The organism is Colwellia demingiae, assembly GCF_007954275.1.
Classification (GTDB): Bacteria; Pseudomonadota; Gammaproteobacteria; order Enterobacterales; family Alteromonadaceae; genus Colwellia; species Colwellia demingiae.
In genome coordinates this window covers 451,872-471,202 of record NZ_VOLT01000004.1, presented here as the reverse complement: position 1 = coordinate 471,202, position 19,331 = coordinate 451,872, and the positions used below count along the sequence as shown (strand labels likewise).

At 36.5% G+C, this 19,331-nt stretch carries 16 protein-coding genes and 2 tRNA genes; 12 read left to right on the top strand and 6 right to left on the bottom strand.

The window, feature by feature from the left end:
• Positions 1-5 precede the first annotated feature (5 nt).
• Positions 6-740 (bottom strand): tRNA (guanosine(46)-N7)-methyltransferase TrmB, encoded by a 735-nt coding sequence (trmB, locus tag ESZ36_RS10125; RefSeq protein ID WP_146787140.1) that lies wholly within the window; start codon positions 738-740, stop codon positions 6-8.
• Positions 741-895: 155 nt separating this feature from the next.
• The gene (locus tag ESZ36_RS10120) at positions 896-1,234 is read right to left on the bottom strand and encodes a YggL family protein (RefSeq protein ID WP_011044882.1); all 339 of its coding nucleotides are present in this window, start codon (positions 1,232-1,234) and stop codon (positions 896-898) included.
• A gap of 138 nt (positions 1,235-1,372) precedes the next feature.
• Between ESZ36_RS10120 and mutY the strand changes: the two genes are divergently transcribed.
• The 11 genes from mutY to ESZ36_RS10065 all read left to right on the top strand — a co-directional run bounded on the left by mutY (position 1,373) and on the right by ESZ36_RS10065 (position 9,035).
• Positions 1,373-2,434: an A/G-specific adenine glycosylase gene (gene mutY, locus ESZ36_RS10115; RefSeq protein ID WP_146787137.1), complete on the top strand. Its 1,062-nt coding sequence runs from the start codon at positions 1,373-1,375 to the stop codon at positions 2,432-2,434.
• 93 nt (positions 2,435-2,527) lie between these two features.
• The gene (locus ESZ36_RS10110) at positions 2,528-2,800 is read left to right on the top strand and encodes an oxidative damage protection protein (protein ID WP_146787135.1); all 273 of its coding nucleotides are present in this window, start codon (positions 2,528-2,530) and stop codon (positions 2,798-2,800) included.
• Between the two features lie 214 nt (positions 2,801-3,014).
• Positions 3,015-3,090: transfer RNA gene (locus ESZ36_RS10105), tRNA-Phe, on the top strand.
• A 101-nt stretch (positions 3,091-3,191) separates the two neighbouring features.
• A tRNA-Thr gene (locus ESZ36_RS10100) sits at positions 3,192-3,267 on the top strand.
• 339 nt (positions 3,268-3,606) lie between these two features.
• Entirely contained in the window at positions 3,607-4,158 is a 552-nt protein-coding gene (locus ESZ36_RS10095; RefSeq protein ID WP_146787132.1) for a DUF4136 domain-containing protein, read from the top strand.
• 477 nt (positions 4,159-4,635) lie between these two features.
• Complete coding sequence (locus ESZ36_RS10090) at positions 4,636-5,457, top strand: SDR family oxidoreductase (protein ID WP_146787129.1); 822 nt, start codon at positions 4,636-4,638, stop codon at positions 5,455-5,457.
• The gene (locus ESZ36_RS10085) at positions 5,408-6,376 is read left to right on the top strand and encodes a helix-turn-helix transcriptional regulator (protein ID WP_246129052.1); all 969 of its coding nucleotides are present in this window, start codon (positions 5,408-5,410) and stop codon (positions 6,374-6,376) included. Before ESZ36_RS10090 ends, ESZ36_RS10085 begins: the two co-directional genes overlap by 50 nt.
• A gap of 140 nt (positions 6,377-6,516) precedes the next feature.
• On the top strand, positions 6,517-7,335 hold the full coding sequence (locus tag ESZ36_RS10080; RefSeq protein ID WP_246129051.1) for an SDR family oxidoreductase: 819 nt from the start codon (positions 6,517-6,519) through the stop codon (positions 7,333-7,335).
• 100 nt (positions 7,336-7,435) lie between these two features.
• Positions 7,436-8,056, top strand: a complete 621-nt coding sequence (locus ESZ36_RS10075) for a cytochrome c oxidase subunit 3 family protein (RefSeq protein WP_246129050.1) — start codon at positions 7,436-7,438, stop codon at positions 8,054-8,056.
• A 9-nt stretch (positions 8,057-8,065) separates the two neighbouring features.
• The gene (locus ESZ36_RS10070) at positions 8,066-8,320 is read left to right on the top strand and encodes a cytochrome C oxidase subunit IV family protein (RefSeq protein WP_146787123.1); all 255 of its coding nucleotides are present in this window, start codon (positions 8,066-8,068) and stop codon (positions 8,318-8,320) included.
• 238 nt (positions 8,321-8,558) lie between these two features.
• On the top strand, positions 8,559-9,035 hold the full coding sequence (locus tag ESZ36_RS10065; RefSeq protein ID WP_146787120.1) for a hypothetical protein: 477 nt from the start codon (positions 8,559-8,561) through the stop codon (positions 9,033-9,035).
• A gap of 57 nt (positions 9,036-9,092) precedes the next feature.
• Here ESZ36_RS10065 and ESZ36_RS10060 read toward each other — a convergent pair whose 3' ends face one another.
• The 4 genes from ESZ36_RS10060 to ESZ36_RS10045 form a co-directional block, all read right to left on the bottom strand.
• On the bottom strand, positions 9,093-10,169 hold the full coding sequence (locus ESZ36_RS10060) for a DUF2955 domain-containing protein (protein ID WP_246129049.1): 1,077 nt from the start codon (positions 10,167-10,169) through the stop codon (positions 9,093-9,095).
• Entirely contained in the window at positions 10,159-11,280 is a 1,122-nt protein-coding gene (locus ESZ36_RS10055) for an HlyD family secretion protein (RefSeq protein WP_146787118.1), read from the bottom strand. The genes ESZ36_RS10060 and ESZ36_RS10055 overlap by 11 nt, the downstream gene beginning before the upstream one ends.
• 156 nt (positions 11,281-11,436) lie before the next feature.
• Positions 11,437-12,495: a response regulator gene (locus tag ESZ36_RS10050; RefSeq protein ID WP_146787115.1), complete on the bottom strand. Its 1,059-nt coding sequence runs from the start codon at positions 12,493-12,495 to the stop codon at positions 11,437-11,439.
• Between the two features lie 102 nt (positions 12,496-12,597).
• Positions 12,598-17,649: a response regulator gene (locus ESZ36_RS10045; protein WP_146787112.1), complete on the bottom strand. Its 5,052-nt coding sequence runs from the start codon at positions 17,647-17,649 to the stop codon at positions 12,598-12,600.
• 94 nt (positions 17,650-17,743) lie between these two features.
• Between ESZ36_RS10045 and ESZ36_RS10040 the strand changes: the two genes are divergently transcribed.
• Entirely contained in the window at positions 17,744-19,270 is a 1,527-nt protein-coding gene (locus ESZ36_RS10040) for a response regulator (RefSeq protein ID WP_146787110.1), read from the top strand.
• Positions 19,271-19,331 lie beyond the last annotated feature (61 nt).

Here is a 19,331-nt window from a genome sequence, read left to right as displayed (position 1 = left end):
AATAGTTAAGCCTTTTTAGCAAATTGTAAATCCCATACACCATGACCTAGACGTTGACCACGGTTTTCAAACTTCGTTAACGGACGAGAATCTGGGCGTGGCACATAGTCGTTGGTTTCAGACAAGTTGTTATAACCTGGTGCACTTTGCATATCTTCTAGCATACATTCTGCATAGTTTTCCCAATCTGTTGCCATATGGAATACACCATCAACTTTCAACTTTTGTCTGATAGTTTCGACAAACTCAGCTGAAACAATTCGGCGCTTATGATGCTTTTTCTTGTGCCAAGGATCTGGAAAGAATAACTGAACTGTTGTTAGGGTATCGTCAGGTATACAGTCTGCTAAAATCTCGATAGCATCATGTTCATAAACTTTCAAATTACTAACGTTTTCTTCAACTGCTGATGAAATACAAGCACCAACACCAGGTTTGTGAACTTCAATACCTATAAAGTTTAGCTCTGGTGCTGCTTTAGCCATTTCGACTAAAGATTTACCCATTCCAAAACCAATCTCTAAAACCACAGGATTTTCATTGGCGAATAATACTTGGGTATCAATAACGCCATTACTATGGTTTAAGCCCATATTTTGCCAATGATCGTTAATCGCACGTTCTTGATTTTTTGTTAACCGGCCTTCGCGTTTGACAAAGCTACGTACTTTACGAATGTACTTACCTTCTTGCTCAGCTTGTTCTATGGTTTTATGTGTTTTTTCGTTTTTTTCAGTCATAAGTTTTCTTTATTAAAAAAGTTAGTTCGTTATTCTAAATAAATGGCTTTTAGACAAAGCCGTCAAGTTATTCAGTGCCTGCGCTTATGGAACATAAGTAATGGTAATGAATAGCGCCGACAATGCCGTTTAAAAATCATTTATGACGAATAAAACTATTCAGCCCACCAAACATCGTATAAATCGCTAACTGCTACTGAAGTTGCGCCATTATCAGTCAACCATTTTTCAACAGTGCTGCGATTCTCATCAGTACAAGAACCTAGTTTCTGAGTGCAAATAAGACCATGCCATAAAGTATCGCCTTCACCGCCAAAACCTAAGCCATTTGGCTGAATAGCTTCTGCAAAAAACTTATTGATAAAAGCATCAAGTTCTTCACCATTTATACCATCTTTTAATTTCCAAGCAACATCGAAGCCTAATTCCTGAAACTCATCAACACGTAATTTTTTACGAATACGAGTACTACGGTTTTTTGCGTTCATTTTCATTATAAAGCCTTATATTTTCTTAATGCTAAGTTGGAACTAAGCTGAGCGAATTTTAAAGGCGACATTATATACTCGTTAACATCAAGATGCGAATTTGCCTATTTGAGCTCAACACATTATTTAGTTACACTGCGCGCTATGAATAATCCTATAGTAATATCAGCCAAATCGGCTGAACAATTTGGCCAGCAAGTCGTAAGCTGGTATCACCTACAAGGTAGAAAGCACTTACCTTGGCAGCAAGATAAAACCCCATATCGTGTGTGGATTTCTGAGATAATGTTACAACAAACACAAGTTGCGACAGTTATTCCTTACTATCAGCGTTTTATGGCAAGTTTTCCGACAATTACCGACTTAGCTAATGCTGATGAAGATGTGGTTTTACATCATTGGACAGGTTTAGGCTATTATGCTCGAGCTCGTAATTTACATAAATCGGCTAAAATCATGCTCAATGACTATGATGGCCACTTTCCCACTGAGATTGAGCAAGTTATCGCTTTGCCTGGCATAGGTCGCTCAACCGCTGGCGCTATTTTAAGTTTATCCTTAAAACAATATCATCCTATTTTAGATGGTAATGTAAAACGGGTGCTGGCACGAAGTTATCTTGTTGAAGGTTATAATGGCTTAAGTAAATTCGACAAAGCATTATGGCATTTAAGTGAAGAATTAACTCCTGCCATTGAAACTGATAGCTTTAATCAAGCCATGATGGATCTTGGGGCAACAGTGTGTACACGTAGTAAACCAAGTTGTGATTTATGTCCCGTTGAGCAAAGCTGCCTAGCTAAAGCTGGTGACCAGCAAATGAACTTTCCTGAGAAGAAAACCATCATGGTGATCCCAAGACTGAAAAATGAACGCTGTGATAAAGTTTTGATGGAAAAACGCCCACCTGTTGGTATTTGGGGTGGCTTATGGTGTTTTCATGAAGTTGATGAGCTAACCGAAATTAATGACTTAATGACTAGTTTGTCACTTAAGGAAGTTTCATCACAAACCTTAACCGAATTTAGGCACACTTTCAGTCATTTTCATTTAGATATTACCCCCGTGGTAGTAGACTGCCAGCAACTTGATTGTGCAAAAATAAACGAACCTAATCAGCAAAAGTGGTATGATTTACACCAAGGATTGAGTGTCGGCTTAGCGGCTTCCACACAAAAACTACTTACTTTGCTTAGAGACTGTTAATCTTTCATGTTTATATAAGAACAAATAATCAGTAAAGCTCTACAGTTGTACTAATTAACTACTACCTACCTAATAAAGAGAAGAGAATCCATTATGAGTCGCACAGTATTTTGTCAAAACCTAAACAAAGAAGCCGAAGGTTTAGGTTTCCAACTTTATCCCGGCGAAATAGGTAAACGCATTTTTGATAACATTTCTAAAGAAGCTTGGACTATCTGGCAAAAAAAACAAACCATGCTAATAAATGAAAAAAAAATGAATATGATGAATGTTGATGACCGTGCTTTTTTAGAAGCGGCTATGGTTGCTTACCTATTTGAAGGTACAGAACCAGAAATTGAAGGTTATGTACCGCCAAGTAAATAATCACAATTTACAGTTATGCAGATTTAGACTGTTTACTTTATAGCTCGTTAACGCTCACAAAAGGTGCACGCAAATAAAATTTGCTGTAAAAAACAGCAAACAAACACTTTTTATAAAAAACTTAGTAAAAAAGAGTTGACGGGGTAAAGGAAAAACAGTTTAATACGCCCCGTCTTAACGAGGTAGCGAAATTAAGCCAAGTTAAACATGTTGTGCCCCGATAGCTCAGTTGGTAGAGCAGAGGATTGAAAATCCTCGTGTCCCTGGTTCAAATCCGGGTCGGGGCACCATTTACAGAAGTGGTGCTCAATAGAAATATTAAGTAATACTTCGGTGCCAAAAGTATTTAGGTTGTATAGATTAAACTTAAATATTGCACACAGCTTTGTGTGCCGACTTAGCTCAGTTGGTAGAGCAACTGACTTGTAATCAGTAGGTCGCCAGTTCGATTCCGGCAGTCGGCACCATTCATAACGAAGCCTCAGCATTTATGTTGAGGCTTTTTTATTGCCTAAAATTTAGCAGCTGAATTACTAATTGAATCAGTAACACATTAACGTGCAACAGCTCAACTCAGGCAGTCAGCACCATTTATTCTCTACGGAGAAGAAACGAAATCTTAACAACAATGTTAAGATTTTTTTTCGTCTGGAATTTACCAAGTACAAAAGTACCTCTTCTTTAATTCAACTAACGCATTAACAATAACCAGCATAACCAGAACTCTTTCGTTATACTCAATACCAAACGGATTGGTATTAATTATAATTATTCAAATTTTTCTTCTACTTTCTTAAGGTGAATTAATGAAAAGTCTTATCGCTGTTTTATTTACATTACTATTAACTGCCTGTAGTAGCGAGCCAACCACTAAGTTTGATTATAACGAAAAGACTAATTTTTCATTATTTAAAAGCTTTCAATTTATTGAAAAAATATCCCCTGATCTTGATGCAAATCCAGTGATGGATAATCGTATTAAGCAAGCGATTGAGAGTGCTTTAATTCGTCAGCTTTTTACTCATCAAGCAGAGCTTGCCGATTTACAAGTAGAGTTCCATTTCTCTCAACAGGAAAAAGCTAATAACTCATCATTTAGCATAGGGTTAGGTGGGGCTAAAATTGGCGGTAGTGGCGCTGCTAGTGTTGGTGTAAGTACCAGCATCCCTATTGACAGTGACGCAACCATAATTACTAAAATTTTTATAGATATCAGCCATAATAATGAAGCTATTTGGCATGGCACTGATGTTTATGAAGGTAAAGGTGATATGTCTTTCCAAGAAAAAGAGCTGGCGATTGCAGAAACAGTTAATCGTTTGTTGTCCAACTTTCCGCCTAAGAAAGTACAGGAATAACATCACTCCCTGAAAATCATGGTTATAGTTTTTAAACATTTATCTTTGCAGATAAATATAACGCCTTATTTTCATCAACTGTTTAACATAAGAAGTTCAAATTTGTGATCTAGCTTCTTAACCACTTATACAGGTCAGGCAAATAATACACGGTGTTTGACTTATATAAGACCGCCTGATTATTGATATTTAGACGTATTAACAAGACAGTTTACTTTCTATATCCATCATTTATTCCTAACATCTATTGCTAGCAACTAACAAAAGTGCAGTTAATGAATAGGTAAACCATCTCACTATTATTAAATAGTGTTAGTCGGTAACAATAAAACACTCTGTTTGTTACAAATCGCACTTAAATCACATAAAGACTTAATAATATTTTTATATTTACTTAAGCAGAAGATGATCTCACACATGCCAAAGGTCCTAGCTGAGTAACATAATGCTTTTAATAAGAGAAAGTAAGGGTCTCACATGGCAAAAGTAGTACTCATCACTGGCGCGAGTTCAGGTATAGGTAGGATAACAGCGATTTTATTGGCTCAACATGGCTACATTGTTTATGCCGGCACTAGAGATCCATCAAAATTTACTATTAAACTTGATAACTTACATGTGATAGCTCTTGATATCACTGACCATCAAAGCATCAAACACACAATTGACGCTATACAAGCAGAACAAGGCCGAATTGACGTACTTATAAATAATGCAGGTTATGCTTTAGTGTCAACGGTTGAACAAGCCAGCGAAGAAGAAATGTACAATCAATTTAATATTAATGTTTTTAGCATCCTTCGTTTATGCAAAGCCGTTACACCGTTAATGAGAATAAACAATAGTGGTGTCATCATAAATATTAGCTCCTTTTTGGGGAAAATAGGTTTACCGCTATTCACTTTTTATAACGCGAGTAAATATGCTGTTGAAGGCATTACCGACTCTCTTAGATATGAACTTAAACCTTTCAATATCCGAGTACACTCCATCATGCCCGGTTTTTTTAATACCAACTTTGCTAAAGGTAACTTAGTCCTTAATGACGCGACAGTAGATGAAAATAGTCCTTATAGCGAACTAGCTAGCAATCTACTACCTGATATATTAGCGCAAATAAACGGTGGCAATGAAGCTAAAGAAGCTGCAGCGCTTATCGTTAAAACAATTGAAGATGATGCTTCACCAGCACGTTCAACTGTGGGAGATAAAGCCAGTAAATTCATTGCTATGCGCCGCGAACTTAGCGATGAAGATTTTGAACGAAGAGTTAGGGAGTACTACAACCTTAATGGATAGCTTCTTTTTTAATATTACCGATAGACGTTATAAAATAACCGAGCTTTTTAAACATCAAGAGCAACATGTTATTCGCGTTGATATATCTAATGGTTTAGTCTTTTTTGATATCGCACTCATGCTTAGTGAGGACAAAACACTTAATCTTAAAAATATCGACCGAATGAACTTTATTGTTTCAGTAGGTCAAGGTAGCTGCCTGATAAAAGACAACTTAACTAAAAACAGTTTTTCGTTAGCTGAGCATAGTACCTATTTATTTGCTACATCAAGACAAGATATGGAAATAACCATTCATGGGGAGAATAAATCAGAAATATTCATCCTATTTGTCAGCGACTTTTTTATTAAACGTTACTTGAGTAATAATGCTTATGAGCCAATCAACTTTTTATATGAAAAGTTGCAGCAAGAAGTCAGTCTTGAACTCATTCATGAAACACCAACGGATGCTTTAAGCCTGTACCTGATTGATAAAATAGTTAGTGCTAAACATAGTGAAAAGATGAGCAGCATGATCAGTGAACATAGAGCCATTGAATATATGATACACAGATTCTCACTGCTTGATTTACGTGTACCTGCAGAGCATACCGTTGAAGAAATAAACATTGCAGCTCAAGCAAAAAATATCATCTTACAAGACTTTCGATCGCCCCCATCTATTAAAGAGTTAGCTAGACTGTGTGGCACCAATGATTTTAAGCTCAAAAAATACTTTAAAAAAATATATCAAACGACTATTTATGTTTATATTCAAAAAATCCGTTTAGAAAAAGCGAATTTACTACTGCGTGAACATCTGCTTAGTGTCTCTGAAATAGCGAATGAGGTTGGCTACAAACACCAAGGTCACTTTAGCGCCATCTTTTTTAAAACATATGGTGTTTATCCAAAAGACTTAAAAAATTCCCTATAGTGATACGCAAAAATCCCGCTAGTGATAAAAGCATATAATAATTACTGATCAGGCAAGGTAAAATTCAGTCAATGAGTATTACTTAATAAGATTACTACTTAATAACCTATTTACTTAATTAAATAACTACCGAGGATACTATGATGACTAAAGTTGTTTTAATCACAGGTGCAAGCTCTGGAATGGGTGAAATGACTGCCCGTTTTTTACATGAAAATGGTTATACCGTTTATGCGGGGACACGAGATAAAAACTTGGCTACGCCAGCGATCTCTGGTGTGAACAATATTTATCTTGATGTGACAGATACCAATTCAATGGAGGCTGCTGTAAGCACTATTATTGCTAAAGAAAGCAAAATTGATGTATTAGTCAATAATGCTGGTTATGGTCTTGTTTCTAGCGCTGAGGAAGCGACAGATGAAGAAATTTTCAAACAGTTTGACGTCAATGTTTTTGGCTTAATGAAAATGACAAGAACAGTACTTCCTTATATGCGTGAGGCTAAGTCTGGAGTCATTATTAATATCAGCTCCTTTCTTGGAAAAATGGGCTTGCCATTACTTTCCCATTATAATGCCAGTAAATATGCGGTAGAAGGATTTGTTGACTCCATTCGCTTTGAAATGACTCCCTATAATGTCCGAGTTCACTCCATTCAATCTGGCCTGTTTGGCACTAACTTTGTTAAAAAGGGTTTAGTCGCAAATACCAGTACAACCAGTGAAAGTTCACCTTATAAAGATCTCGTTGCCCATTTTGTCCCTATTGTTGCAAAAGCGATTAACGAAGGCCCCAGCCCACAACCTATTGCTGATGCAGTCAAAGCCATCATTGAAGATGAAGACTCACTTATTGCCATACCTGTTGGCAGTGAAGCGACTTCTTTCGTGCCACTAAGAAAAGAACTATCAGATGAAGATTTTGAAGCTAAAATTAAAGCAACATTTGGTCTTTAAGTTGAAAAATAGAAAATAGAAAATAGAACCCGAGTATAGAGCCACTTAATTTAAGTTGTTAAGTGGCTACTCACTAACAGATAATTGCACTGCAGGAAAAATGATGAAGAGTCACCCAATAAAAAATTCACTTGGTATTTTTCCAAAGTCATGGAGTGAAGAACATGCAGGAAGAATTCCCGGTAATATTCCTATATGGGTAGGAATACTTTCAGAGCTTACTGAGTTTGGTATTTTTTTTGCTGCGTACTTTATTGCTAAATTTTATTATCCAGACACATTTGCCCAAGGACCTCAAAGCTTACACACTTCATTGGGCGTTACTAATACCATTGTATTATTGTCTTCTAGCTATTTTATGGCCAAAGCCATGGCCTTTATAAGAGTAGATAATAAAATTAAATGCGAGCGATATTTATGGTTTGCACTAAGTTGTGGTGTTTTGTATTTGATCATAAAAACCTGGGAGTTTCACTGGAATACATTGCAGGGTTTTAGTGCCAATACGAATGAGTTTTTTACTGTTTATTACTATATGACCTTTAACCATTTTATTCATGTTGGCTGGGCTTCATGTGCCATATTGTGGGTAATATTTCGTTTGAGACGCGGCGCTTATTCATCAACAGAGCATTCAGGCTTAGAAGCGTTGGCCGTGTATTGGCATATGATAGATTTAATGTGGATACTTATTTTCCCATTATTATATGTACTTAGGTAGGAGATGATAATGAAGAATCCAATAAAATTAGAATACTATTTAGCTGCCTTAATTGTAATAACATTACTGAATACCTTCTTAGGTGAGAAGTTTTCATCAACAACGTTAGTAAGTGTATTAATCGCAATAACAGTAACTTATAAAGGTTTTATCGTCATAGATCACTTTATGGAGCTAAAAGGTGCAAATAAGAACTTACGCTTTTTAATGCGACTGTACTTTGTTATCTTCCCCTCATTGATCATTGTGAGTGCTTTTTATTAATCGGTGAACTCTTTGAAAAGGCGCTAAATAATTACCGATTTAAGATTAAAATTAACGGGTTGAAGTTAACACTACTTGAATTAAATCTGCAAACAACTAGCTCATCTCCATGACAATTCAAAATGCGAATTTCAGGACGCCGAGCGATTCTTGATCAGGGCGCATCTAATTTCAGTAGAACCATTCATTTTGAGGTAACATGGGTATAAACACTTATTATTTGTCATAAAGAAGTCATATGAATATATCTAAATTAATCTCTACGTGTCTATTTTTACTCGTGGCTACGGTAACTAACTCGGCTATAGCTACCGAACATGAGCATAGTCATGGGCACGCATCCACTCAACAAGGTCTGCAATTAGATCAAGGAAAAAAATGGCCAATTGATGCAAGCTTACATACTGGCATGAGTAAGATAAAAATCTCAATCGAAGAAAATATTTCAGAGATCCATCATAAGCAATTTACCGACGCACAGTATAAATCACTCGCTGGTAAGATAGATACACAGCTCGCTTACTTGTTTGAAAACTGTAAGTTGCCGGAAGATGCTGATGCACAATTACATATTTTACTGTTTGATATTATGCAAGCTAGCAAACAAATGCAATCGTCAGATAATCCTCGTGCGGGCGCTATTACAACAATAAAAGCCTTACAGAAATACCCTCACTATTTTGATGATAAAGGTTGGCAAGCATTGCAACACTAAAGATAATATTTAAAGAAAAAAGGAGCTATTAAGCTCCTTTTTTTTTACGTGGTTTTATCATGTTGAAACTACTGGTTTGTTGGGTTTAAACCAATAACGTTCAAGTACTTTTAAAGCAGACATAATATAAAAAACGGCAGAGCAAATAAGTAATACGCGTTGAATTAAAATCTCACTAAAGTTACTGTCCGCTGCCATAGCACTATTTACAATCACCAGTAGTGCGATAAAACCTGAGCTGTAATACTTAGCCATTGGCGAGCCAGAAAAAATATGTCTACCAAAAAATAATGCAGTGGCAAGCAGCAATAATAAGTAAAAGTTAAATTGAGGCACAGCAACAATCAGCCAATAAAAAACACAAGCAAATGCCCCGCCTAACAAGGTCGACAATAATGAATTTTGTCCAGCTTGCTTACCTTCAGCTAAATCAGGTTTAAGAATAAAAAGCGCGGAAAAAACCATCACTAATAAGTAATCACTCAAGCCATAACTGATGAAAATAGCCGCAATGGGGAAAACTACCAAGGTACTTTTTAAAGCGGTTTTCGCTGCAACCTTTGAATAAACATTACTGTATTTAGGCTTTATAGGAAATTGGGTGAAGTTAGGATCCGGAAAAACAAAGTGTGCCAACCAAAGCATCGCAATAGTTAACCAACTGGAATAGACAAAACCTGCCGAAAAACCTATCGCTAAACCTTCGTTGCTATTGGCAATCATAGGTAAGACTAAAATGGCGATCATCGACATTAAGGTAAACCAAAATGAGCCACCACGATTTAAATAGTAATAGAGATGAAATAAAACCAACGCTAACGCGATTAGGTAGACAATGGGATACTGCAAAAAAAATAATGAGAAAGCTAACCCTATAGCAAATGCCTTTAAGGTACTCATCATATTATTAATGCTGGCTTTGACGGATGGTTTCGGTAATGGCATTGCCAAAATCATCGCGGTGAACACAGGCATTAAAAAAGCTAAAGGCCAATTGATGCCATACGCTAGCCCGCAGGAAAGTGTGACTCCAAAGGCAAAACGTAATACACGCATAACTCTAACAGCAGTAAAGATACTCTTACTGATATAAGTACCGATGTTAACTGAATTATTTTTCACATTAATAGACATAAGAAAGTATGCTTAATACTCTGATCCAAAGCCAACCAAGGCTGTTAACGAACCAATTGTCACCAGTATAAATTTGTACATCTGCTTGGCCGCCTAATCGGCGTTTACCTTTAGTACTATCATCATCAAAGGTAATCATGACTGGGAAGCGTTGCGCATCTCTAAGCCAACCAGTTTTTGATTCAACCGTAGCTAAACCACCGACAGCACTGGTCGAAGAAGTATCAACGGCAAATCCTATACTACTTATTTTCCCTTGATATATAGTACCAGGGTTAACATCTAAAGCTATTTCAACCGAGTTTCCTATGGCTAAATTTGCTAAGTTGTTCTCACGTAAATTAACTTGAACCCAGGCATTATTACCTTCAATAAAGGTCATTGACGCAGCGCCAGCTTTTGCATAAAAACCAGTATCGATTTGCAAGTTAGTGATGCCACCGTAAGAAGGGGCTAGCACAACAGTTCGGCTGAGGTCCAACTGTGTTTTTTTAAGTTGCGCCATCGCGGAACGAATTCTAGGGTTAGCATTACCTTCTTTACCTAAAGACTGCTTAGCTTTATCTAAGTTAGCTTCTGCACTGACTACTTGAGCTTTACTCGCCTTGATTGCGGCACGAGCTTTATCGCCTTCAGAATGAGAAAGCACATTTTTGTCTTCCATTTCAAAAACACGCGAACTTTGTGCATTAACATGTTCAACGTTGGTTTCTGCAACAACAAGTTGTGCCTGCGCAGTAACAACTGATGCCATACCCGCACCAATTTCTTGACCAGCCATTTCTAAAGAAGCTTCTGCATTTTCTACGGCCAATTCATAATCACTTGGATCAATTTTAAATAATATATCGCCAGGAGCGACTATCTGATCTTGTTTCACCAATACTTCTATTACCCGACCAGAAACTTGCGGCACAATTGGAATAACATAAGTTTGCACTCTTGCTTGGTCTGACCAAGGAGCATGCCTGTCAGCAATGATATACCAAACAAAAATCAAGGCTGTTATGATTAACACGTATTTAGTGATCTTGCGCACAGGATCTTGTGTTTCAATTACTGCTGTCGCTTCTTGAACTGAGGTATCTTTTTGTTGTTCTTGCTCTGACATGTTGTTTTATTCTTCCGTTATAATCTGTTGCTTTAAAATAACATCACGCTTAGCTTGCTATAAATATCTAGCTACACTTTTAAGTCATTTTAGGGTTAGATAATTTTCAATATTATCATCGTTGATCAATGTGTTACAGATGCTTTTTATAAATAATCACTCATCAAATACATCCATATATTTATCTTTTATTTCGAGTACTTTCGGTAAACACTTTATAAATTCTGGCACTAATACTGGATCAAAATGTTTTCCAGTTTCCTCTTCTAATAGTGCGATCGCTTTTTCTACTGGCCATGCACTTTTGTAGGGACGTACTGACGTTAACGCATCGAATACATCAGCAATAGCAACAATACGAGCGCTTAAAGGAATATCTTCACCTGATATGCCATTAGGGTAACCACTGCCATCATATTTTTCATGATGACAAAGGGCTATTTCGCGTGCCATTTTCATCAAATCTGACTCATGTTCTCCAAGGATTTCTACACCACATTCAACATGTGTTTGCATGATAGTCCACTCTTCTTTATCGAGTTTCCCTGGCTTGAGTAACACTCTGTCTGGTATCGCTATTTTACCAATATCATGCATTGGAGCAGCGTTATAAAGTAGCTCGACCCACTCATCGTTCGCCTGAATTTGCTCAGCTAAAAACTTAGAGTACCAACTCATTCTAATAACATGCAAACCCGTTTCATTGTCTTTATACTCAGCTGCACAACCTAATCGCTGAATGATTTCTAATCGCGTATCATCGAGCTCTTTTGTACGTTGCTTCACTAATACTTCAAGTTCACGCTGTTGATTATATAGTGCTAATTGTGCACGTACTCGCGCCAGTACAATAGGCACACTTATTGGCTTAGTAATGTAATCAACGGCGCCTAATTCAAATCCCGCTTCTTCATCTTTTGTTTCTGTTTTAGCGGTAACAAAAATCACTGGAATATTGGCTGTACTCGGATTCAACTTTAATTGCCGACAAACTTCATAGCCATCCATTCCTGGCATCATAATATCAAGCAGGATAATGTCTGGCTTGTTTTTTGCTGATGCGACTTTAAGCGCTAATTCACCATTAATCGCTGCTTTTACTTTGTAAAAAGGACGTAATACACCACTTAATACGTCTAGATTATCTGAGTTATCATCAACAATAAGTACTGTCGCTTTATCTCCGTCTACTACTTCATGCTTTGATAATGTCATATTCACCTCTACTATTATTGTATCGATAGTACATCGAAGAGAGTACACGCACTATTGATTACTTTATTATTATTTTCTTGTAAGTAACGACTTAGTTGCTAGCTACTTACTTAGTATATCGATAAATTCATTCAAAGCGGTTTCCGCTTCAGTAAATTCATAACCTTCTATTTGCTGATAAATCTTGGTAAATACGGCTTCTTGCTTAGTGCCCTTTAATTGATTCAAAATATCTTCAGCTAGTTCAATCGATTCTGTTTCAAAATTTTCAACTAGCTCAAGTAACTGAGCTAGTTGTACCTTAAACTCTTCAGTAAAGGTGAAATTATTAATCGGGGCAGTGCTTTCAACGCTATTTTCTTTAGCTAAATACCCCGTTAATTCATTTAATACGATCGTTAACTCTTCAGTGACTTGATCAAGTAAGTTCACTAACTCATCTGTATTAGCATCATTTGCACAAACCAGCTCCAACTGATCGGCATATCCCTGTAAAGCGGTAGCACCGATATTACCGGCACTTCCTTTTAAGGTATGAGCAAAACGGGTAACTTCCTCTTTATCCTGTTTTAACATAGAGGTTTTAAAGCGCTCTACAAAGTCCTCTTGCCCACTGACAAACCTACCTAATAATTTAACATATAATGATTTATTACCATTGGCCACCGCTAAACCTGCACTGGTATTAATGGCATTAAAGTCAGGTAGTTCTATAACCTTTTCAGGTAAGGAAGAAACACTTAATGCCGATTTATCAATGTCGTGGCTTACCTTGACCGAAGGTGAAATCCACTTTGCAATGGTGGCAAACATGGTATTGACATTAATAGGCTTAGTAATGTGATCATTCATTCCTGAAGCTAATACTTTTTCTTTATCACTCACCATAGCATTAGCTGTCATGGCAATAATAGGAATTGAAGGATCACTTTCTCTAATAATTTTCGTTGCACTAAACCCGTCCATCACCGGCATTTGTAAATCCATTAAAATGCCGTCAAAGTGCTTGCTAGAGAATTTTTCTACCGCGATAGCACCATTTTCAGCTAACTCAACATCAATGTTAGATTGTTTTAATAGTTCAAGAGCTAGCTCTTGATTCAACTCATTATCTTCAACCAATAATATTTTCGCGCCGCTTAGACGTTGCTGATTTTGAATAAGTTCATCATCTCGTTTCATTTCTCTAGTATTGCTGTACGCCTCATCACCATTAAGGCGCATCATTTCATCAAAAATACTCGAAGAAGTGACAGGCTTAACTAAAACACTACTGATACTCTTTTTAAGCTGATCCACCGCATCATTATCATTGGCATTAGACGTTACTAAAATAAATTGGTTATCTTGATAATTATTTTGTGACTTTATGATGTGATAGGTTTCAATGCCATCCAAATCAGGCATATTCCAATCAAGCATAATGAAATCAAACGCCAGCGTTGCTTGCTTAGCGAGTTCAATTGCTTCTTCCCCACTATTTGCCGCAACAACATGACAATGAAAAGATTTTAAAATAGAGCTGAGTACATCCAATGCCAGCAAATTGTCATCAACAATAAGAATACGCTTATCTGCTAGAAAAGACTTTTGCTGCTCAACAAGCTTATTATCAATAACATCGGACACTTGTAATGTGGTGGTAAAAGAAAAACAACTACCCTCACCTGCTTTACTTTCTAGCCATATCTGGCCATTCATTAACTCTACTAATTTTTTAGAAATAGTTAAGCCTAAACCAGTACCGCCGTATTTTCGAGTGGTTGAGCTATCAGCCTGACTAAAGGATTGAAACAGCTTTTTCTGTTGCTCGTCATCCATTCCAATCCCAGAGTCTTTTACTGAAAACTCTAAGTTAATTTCATCACAACGACTTGTGCTAACGTTAGTAACTACGTTAACTGAAATAACCACCTGTCCCTGTTCGGTAAACTTAACCGCATTTCCGGCTAAATTTATCAGGATTTGATTCAACCTTAAGGGATCACCCTTCAGCATAACAGGGACATCTGGAGAGATATCAAACAACAGCTCTAAGTTTTTTTCTCCAGCTTTTAAGCCAATAATATTAGCTAGGTCTGCAAACGTGTCATGTAAACTAAACTCAATAACTTCAATATCTAACTTACCTGCCTCAATTTTCGAGAAATCGAGAATGTCATTAATAATCCCTAATAAGGATTCTGCCGCTTTATAAACTTTGGTCACGTAGTTCTTTGGTTTTCTGTCTAATTCACACCCCAATGCTAAATGAGACATGCCCATAATGGCATTCATAGGTGTACGAATTTCATGACTCATGTTCGCTAAAAAGTCGGACTTTGCTTTTGAGGCATCATCAGAGATGCGCTTTGCTTCTAACAGTGCAAATTCAGCTTGTCTATCTAAGGTGATATCACGCACCATTACCGCCGCATATAAGCCATTATGAAAATGAACAGGCGTATATACCGCCTGAATTTCAATAAGCTTGCCTGATTTATGCTTAACCCTAAAATCTCGTTCTAAACTTCTAGTATCGATGACAGCTTCTTCTTGAAAGAACTTTTTAAGTAAAGCTTTATGACTCTCAACTTGTTCTTTAGGAATAAACAAATCTACCGGATTACCTACAATTTCATCTCTTTCAAAACCAAGTAATTCAATGCCAGTTTGGTTAATCTGTTCTACTTCATCATTTTGATTCATGATGACCATACAAACGGGTAAATGTTCTAGCATTTTTTCGAGGCGTTCTGTCTCTTGTATCCGAAGAGTAATATCTTGTAATGCAATAACACACGCTAAGTCAGACTGGTCATCTTCAACCGGCGAAATACTATATTCAAGGGGGAGTTCTCTTGCTCCGCTCATTAATACATATTCATTGGCAATACGAATAACTTTCTTGGTTTGAATCGCTTTATAAACTTCTGTTTCTTCAAAAGTGAGGTTTGCTTCATTATCTCCTGCAAAAAGTGAGATGAGATCACTTGATAGAATTTCCTCTTCACTATATCCCGTTATTTTTGTTGCAGATTCATTAGCAAAAATAAAGTTACCTTTTTTATCAACGCCCAAAATACCATCAGCAACGGAGCTATTAATGAGTTTGCTTTTTTGTTCAGATAAGGCTAATTCTTTCGTTCTCAAGTTAACCTGCTCTGCCAATCCATTTTGAGAACGCCGACTAATTTCATTCGCTCTATTAGAGATAGTAATCATAAAAATAGAAATGGAGAGAATAAAGGCACTTGATATGATTAACCCGATAAGCAATAAACTTCTTACATCATAATATTCAGCTAACATTTCGCTTAGTTGAATTTCACTAACAACGGTAAAGTTAGAGCCTTTTAACGTGATCCACTGCCCGACAACGGTTTTTCCTCTGTAGTTTTGATAGCCATCTAAGTCTTGTCCGCTGAGTTTAAATTGTGCGGCTTGCACTATCGGATTATTTTCAGGGTCTTGCAAACGGACATTAAGCACACTACTTTCGCCAGCAGGTACAATACCTTGTTGTTGTAATTCTTGCGTAAAACGGCTACTTGAAATGATGTAACCCTTGGGGTCTACTGCGTAACTTTCAAAACTATGTCCTAATCGACCGTCAATAAACAATTGTGAAAATTCTCTATCCGGATCGAATCTAAAACCTAATACAGCAATAATTTTCTGCTGTTCATTACGCACTGGCGTGGCAATAAATATTTCAGCGTCTTTGTCCTTTATATTTTTATTATCATCAATGTCAACATTTGACCAAACGGGTGGAATAAACTCGGTACTGCCCATAACTACTTTATTAAATAATTCAGGCCGTTGGTTCATTATGGGAGAGTCTTTCCCCTCAACGCTCTGTACAAGGTTTAATAAATAACGTCCATGCACATCACTGATGGTATAAGCTCTGCCTCCTTGTGTAGTGTAGGGGCGTTTGGCAAAGTATTCTCTCAGCGCTGTTTGAGCCTGAATAAACTTAACGTTATCGCCAGCCTCCTGAGCTAGAACAAGGGTATTAACTAAGGGCTCAAAACCTTTAGATTTTGCAATATTATGAGCCAATAACTCACGTTCTCGATACCAACCTTTAAGTGTTTTTTCAGTGACATCTCGAGTGACATTAAACGTTTCTTTTTGATCAATAAGCACCTGCTCCTTATAATCATTTAAGAAAAAATAAATCCCCGCTGCGGATAAAGATAGAATTAAGATAAGTACGGTAAAGTAGGTCGTTCTAAAGGCTAACGTATCAAGCTTTATCGCGATAGTACTGGCAAATTTACGAGCTAAAAATAGCGCAAGTAAGACAAAAACAATGGCATAAATAAAGACACTGATTAAGCTAATACCTTCATCTAATTGAGCTCTAGTATCGTAACCTTTATCAACGGTAGGCTCTGCCCACTTACTTTGCATCGCCAAAATAAAATCATCGCCAAGCTGATCAATTCCCCAGTTTAATAGCTCAACAAGTTCCGGTTTATCTTTATTCACACAAAAACCGATAGGTAAACTGTCAAATTGACTGATAGCTATAGGAGTAATATTTTTAAAGTTATGTTTTTTCATCATATATTTATAAAGATATAAATAAGTAATAAACCCATCGTACTGACCACTCTCAATACTTTGATAACCTTCGAAGTTACTGCTAAGTCCTATAGGATTTATTGATATTTGTTTGGCAAATTCAGCGTCTGCATAACCCGCAATAGAGGCTATCTTTTGTGCTGACGTTATATCCATCTCATTTTTAATTTTACTATTTTTATTAATCACCACAATCGGGGTCATTTGTAAAAATGGCTTAGTAAATAAGACTTCTCCTTGTCGTTGTTCAATATTCCCACACACTGAAATAGCATCAATATTGCCACGCAACATAGAATCGTACTCAGCCCGGAAATCTGATACGGAGGTTTCTTGTAAATCTACCGGTAGTATTGATGATAATTGTTGGCGTATTAGTTTACCGGCACCATGGGTGATGCCTTGCTCGTCTATATAGTCAAAGGGAGGGAAAGTGCCATCAACACCAATGTGAACAACTGGATTAGTATGAGCCCAATCGACTAAATGGGTAGGCAAGCTTTCTGCAATTGCGTTTTGATGAAAAAACGATTGTAGAAATAAAAATGCGATGAATGAACACTTGTTTAGTTTTATCATAGGAAATAAACACTTAAATTATAAATAACATTTTTTATTTTTATACAGTCTAGTCTATTATGGATTAAAGATTAAGCGATTAGAACATATAGTTATGCCAAGTAATTTTAGTGATATTAATGCCTTAGTTATCGATAACAACAGCAGTATGAGGCAAATCATGGTCTCAATGCTGCGCGTTATGGGTATGAAGACGGTGATTGTTGCCAATAGTGAAAGTCAATGTATGCAGCTAATTGCTGCAGATAAAATAAATTTAGTGGTATGTGGCTGGAACTTACCCAAATTGAACGCTTTATCGGTATTAAAAAAGTTACGTGATAATGAAAACACCATGAAAACTCCCTTTGTGATTGTCTCTACCATGATAGAACAAGACTTAATTAAACAAGCAATTGCACATGGTGTGTCAGAGTATTTAGTTCCTCCATTTAATAAAAAAATATTTGAAAATCGTATAAATAAAGCGCTCAAAATGCCAATACAGGCAAGTGCAACAAGCTTATCACGTACGATTAATAGCAAGCGATTTAGCCAAAAAGTCCATTGTGGTGAATTAGATGTATTAGTTGTTGATGATATTGCCGATAACATTGCAATCATTAAAGAGCTCATCAAAGACAAATATAGAGTCAAAGCTGCGTTAAATGCTAAAACAGCAATGAAAATTTGCTTGTCTGATTCACCCCCTGATTTAATACTACTCGACATTATGATGCCAGAAGTTGACGGGTTAACTTTGTGTAAGCAACTTAAAGAGAACCCATTAACACAAAACATTGTCGTTATCTTTTTAACCGCGCTTTCTGAAACAGAAGATGTTGTTAAGGGGCTTTCACTTGGCGCAGTCGATTATATTACTAAACCTATCGTTCCTGCGATATTGTTAGCTCGCATTGAAGTGCACAGTAAAATCATTTTGAATCAACGCACCATACAAGGTCAAATAGACAATTTATTGCAGCAAAATGAAATGTTCACTCAGTCTAATGACAACATATACAATAAGTTAAATAAGCTATTGCGTGATAGTACTGAAACATTAATTGAACTATCTACCACCGTTAATACAAAATCTTCCAAACGTTCTTTATCACAATTAGAATACAACATTGGTATGAGTACATTGTTACTTGATAGCGGCCATGTTTTAGCAAAATTACAACAGAGTAATTACACACTAACTATTACTAAAGAAAAGCTAAGAAAGCTCTTATTCCCTATATTGAGTATTTTTGATTTCGCTATTGCCAACAAAAATATAGAGGCCTTTGACAACATTGATGAGAATATCAATGTTAATTGCGATAAAAAACTCCTGATTATTATCTTTGCTTGTCTTTATCTCAATGCCTTAGATGCTGCACCTAGGGGATCTAAAGTGTCAATTACTTCAGAAGTCTATCAAGACTTCATACTCATTAAAATTCACAATATTACAGAAATCTCCGAAGAAGGCTTGGATAATATTGCACACTTATCGCTTTCAAATAAAACAAATAAGATTAATGATATGAGTATCAATCTAGCTTTCTTAGCAATGAATAAACTTCAAGGTGAACTTTATTTTCATAGTCATAAGGAGTTTGGTACCACTTTCTACCTAAAGTTACCTTGCTAAAGTTACTCATTAATAAAAAATTAACGTAATCGTTACTTGAATAACCTTTTAGAAAGGCGAT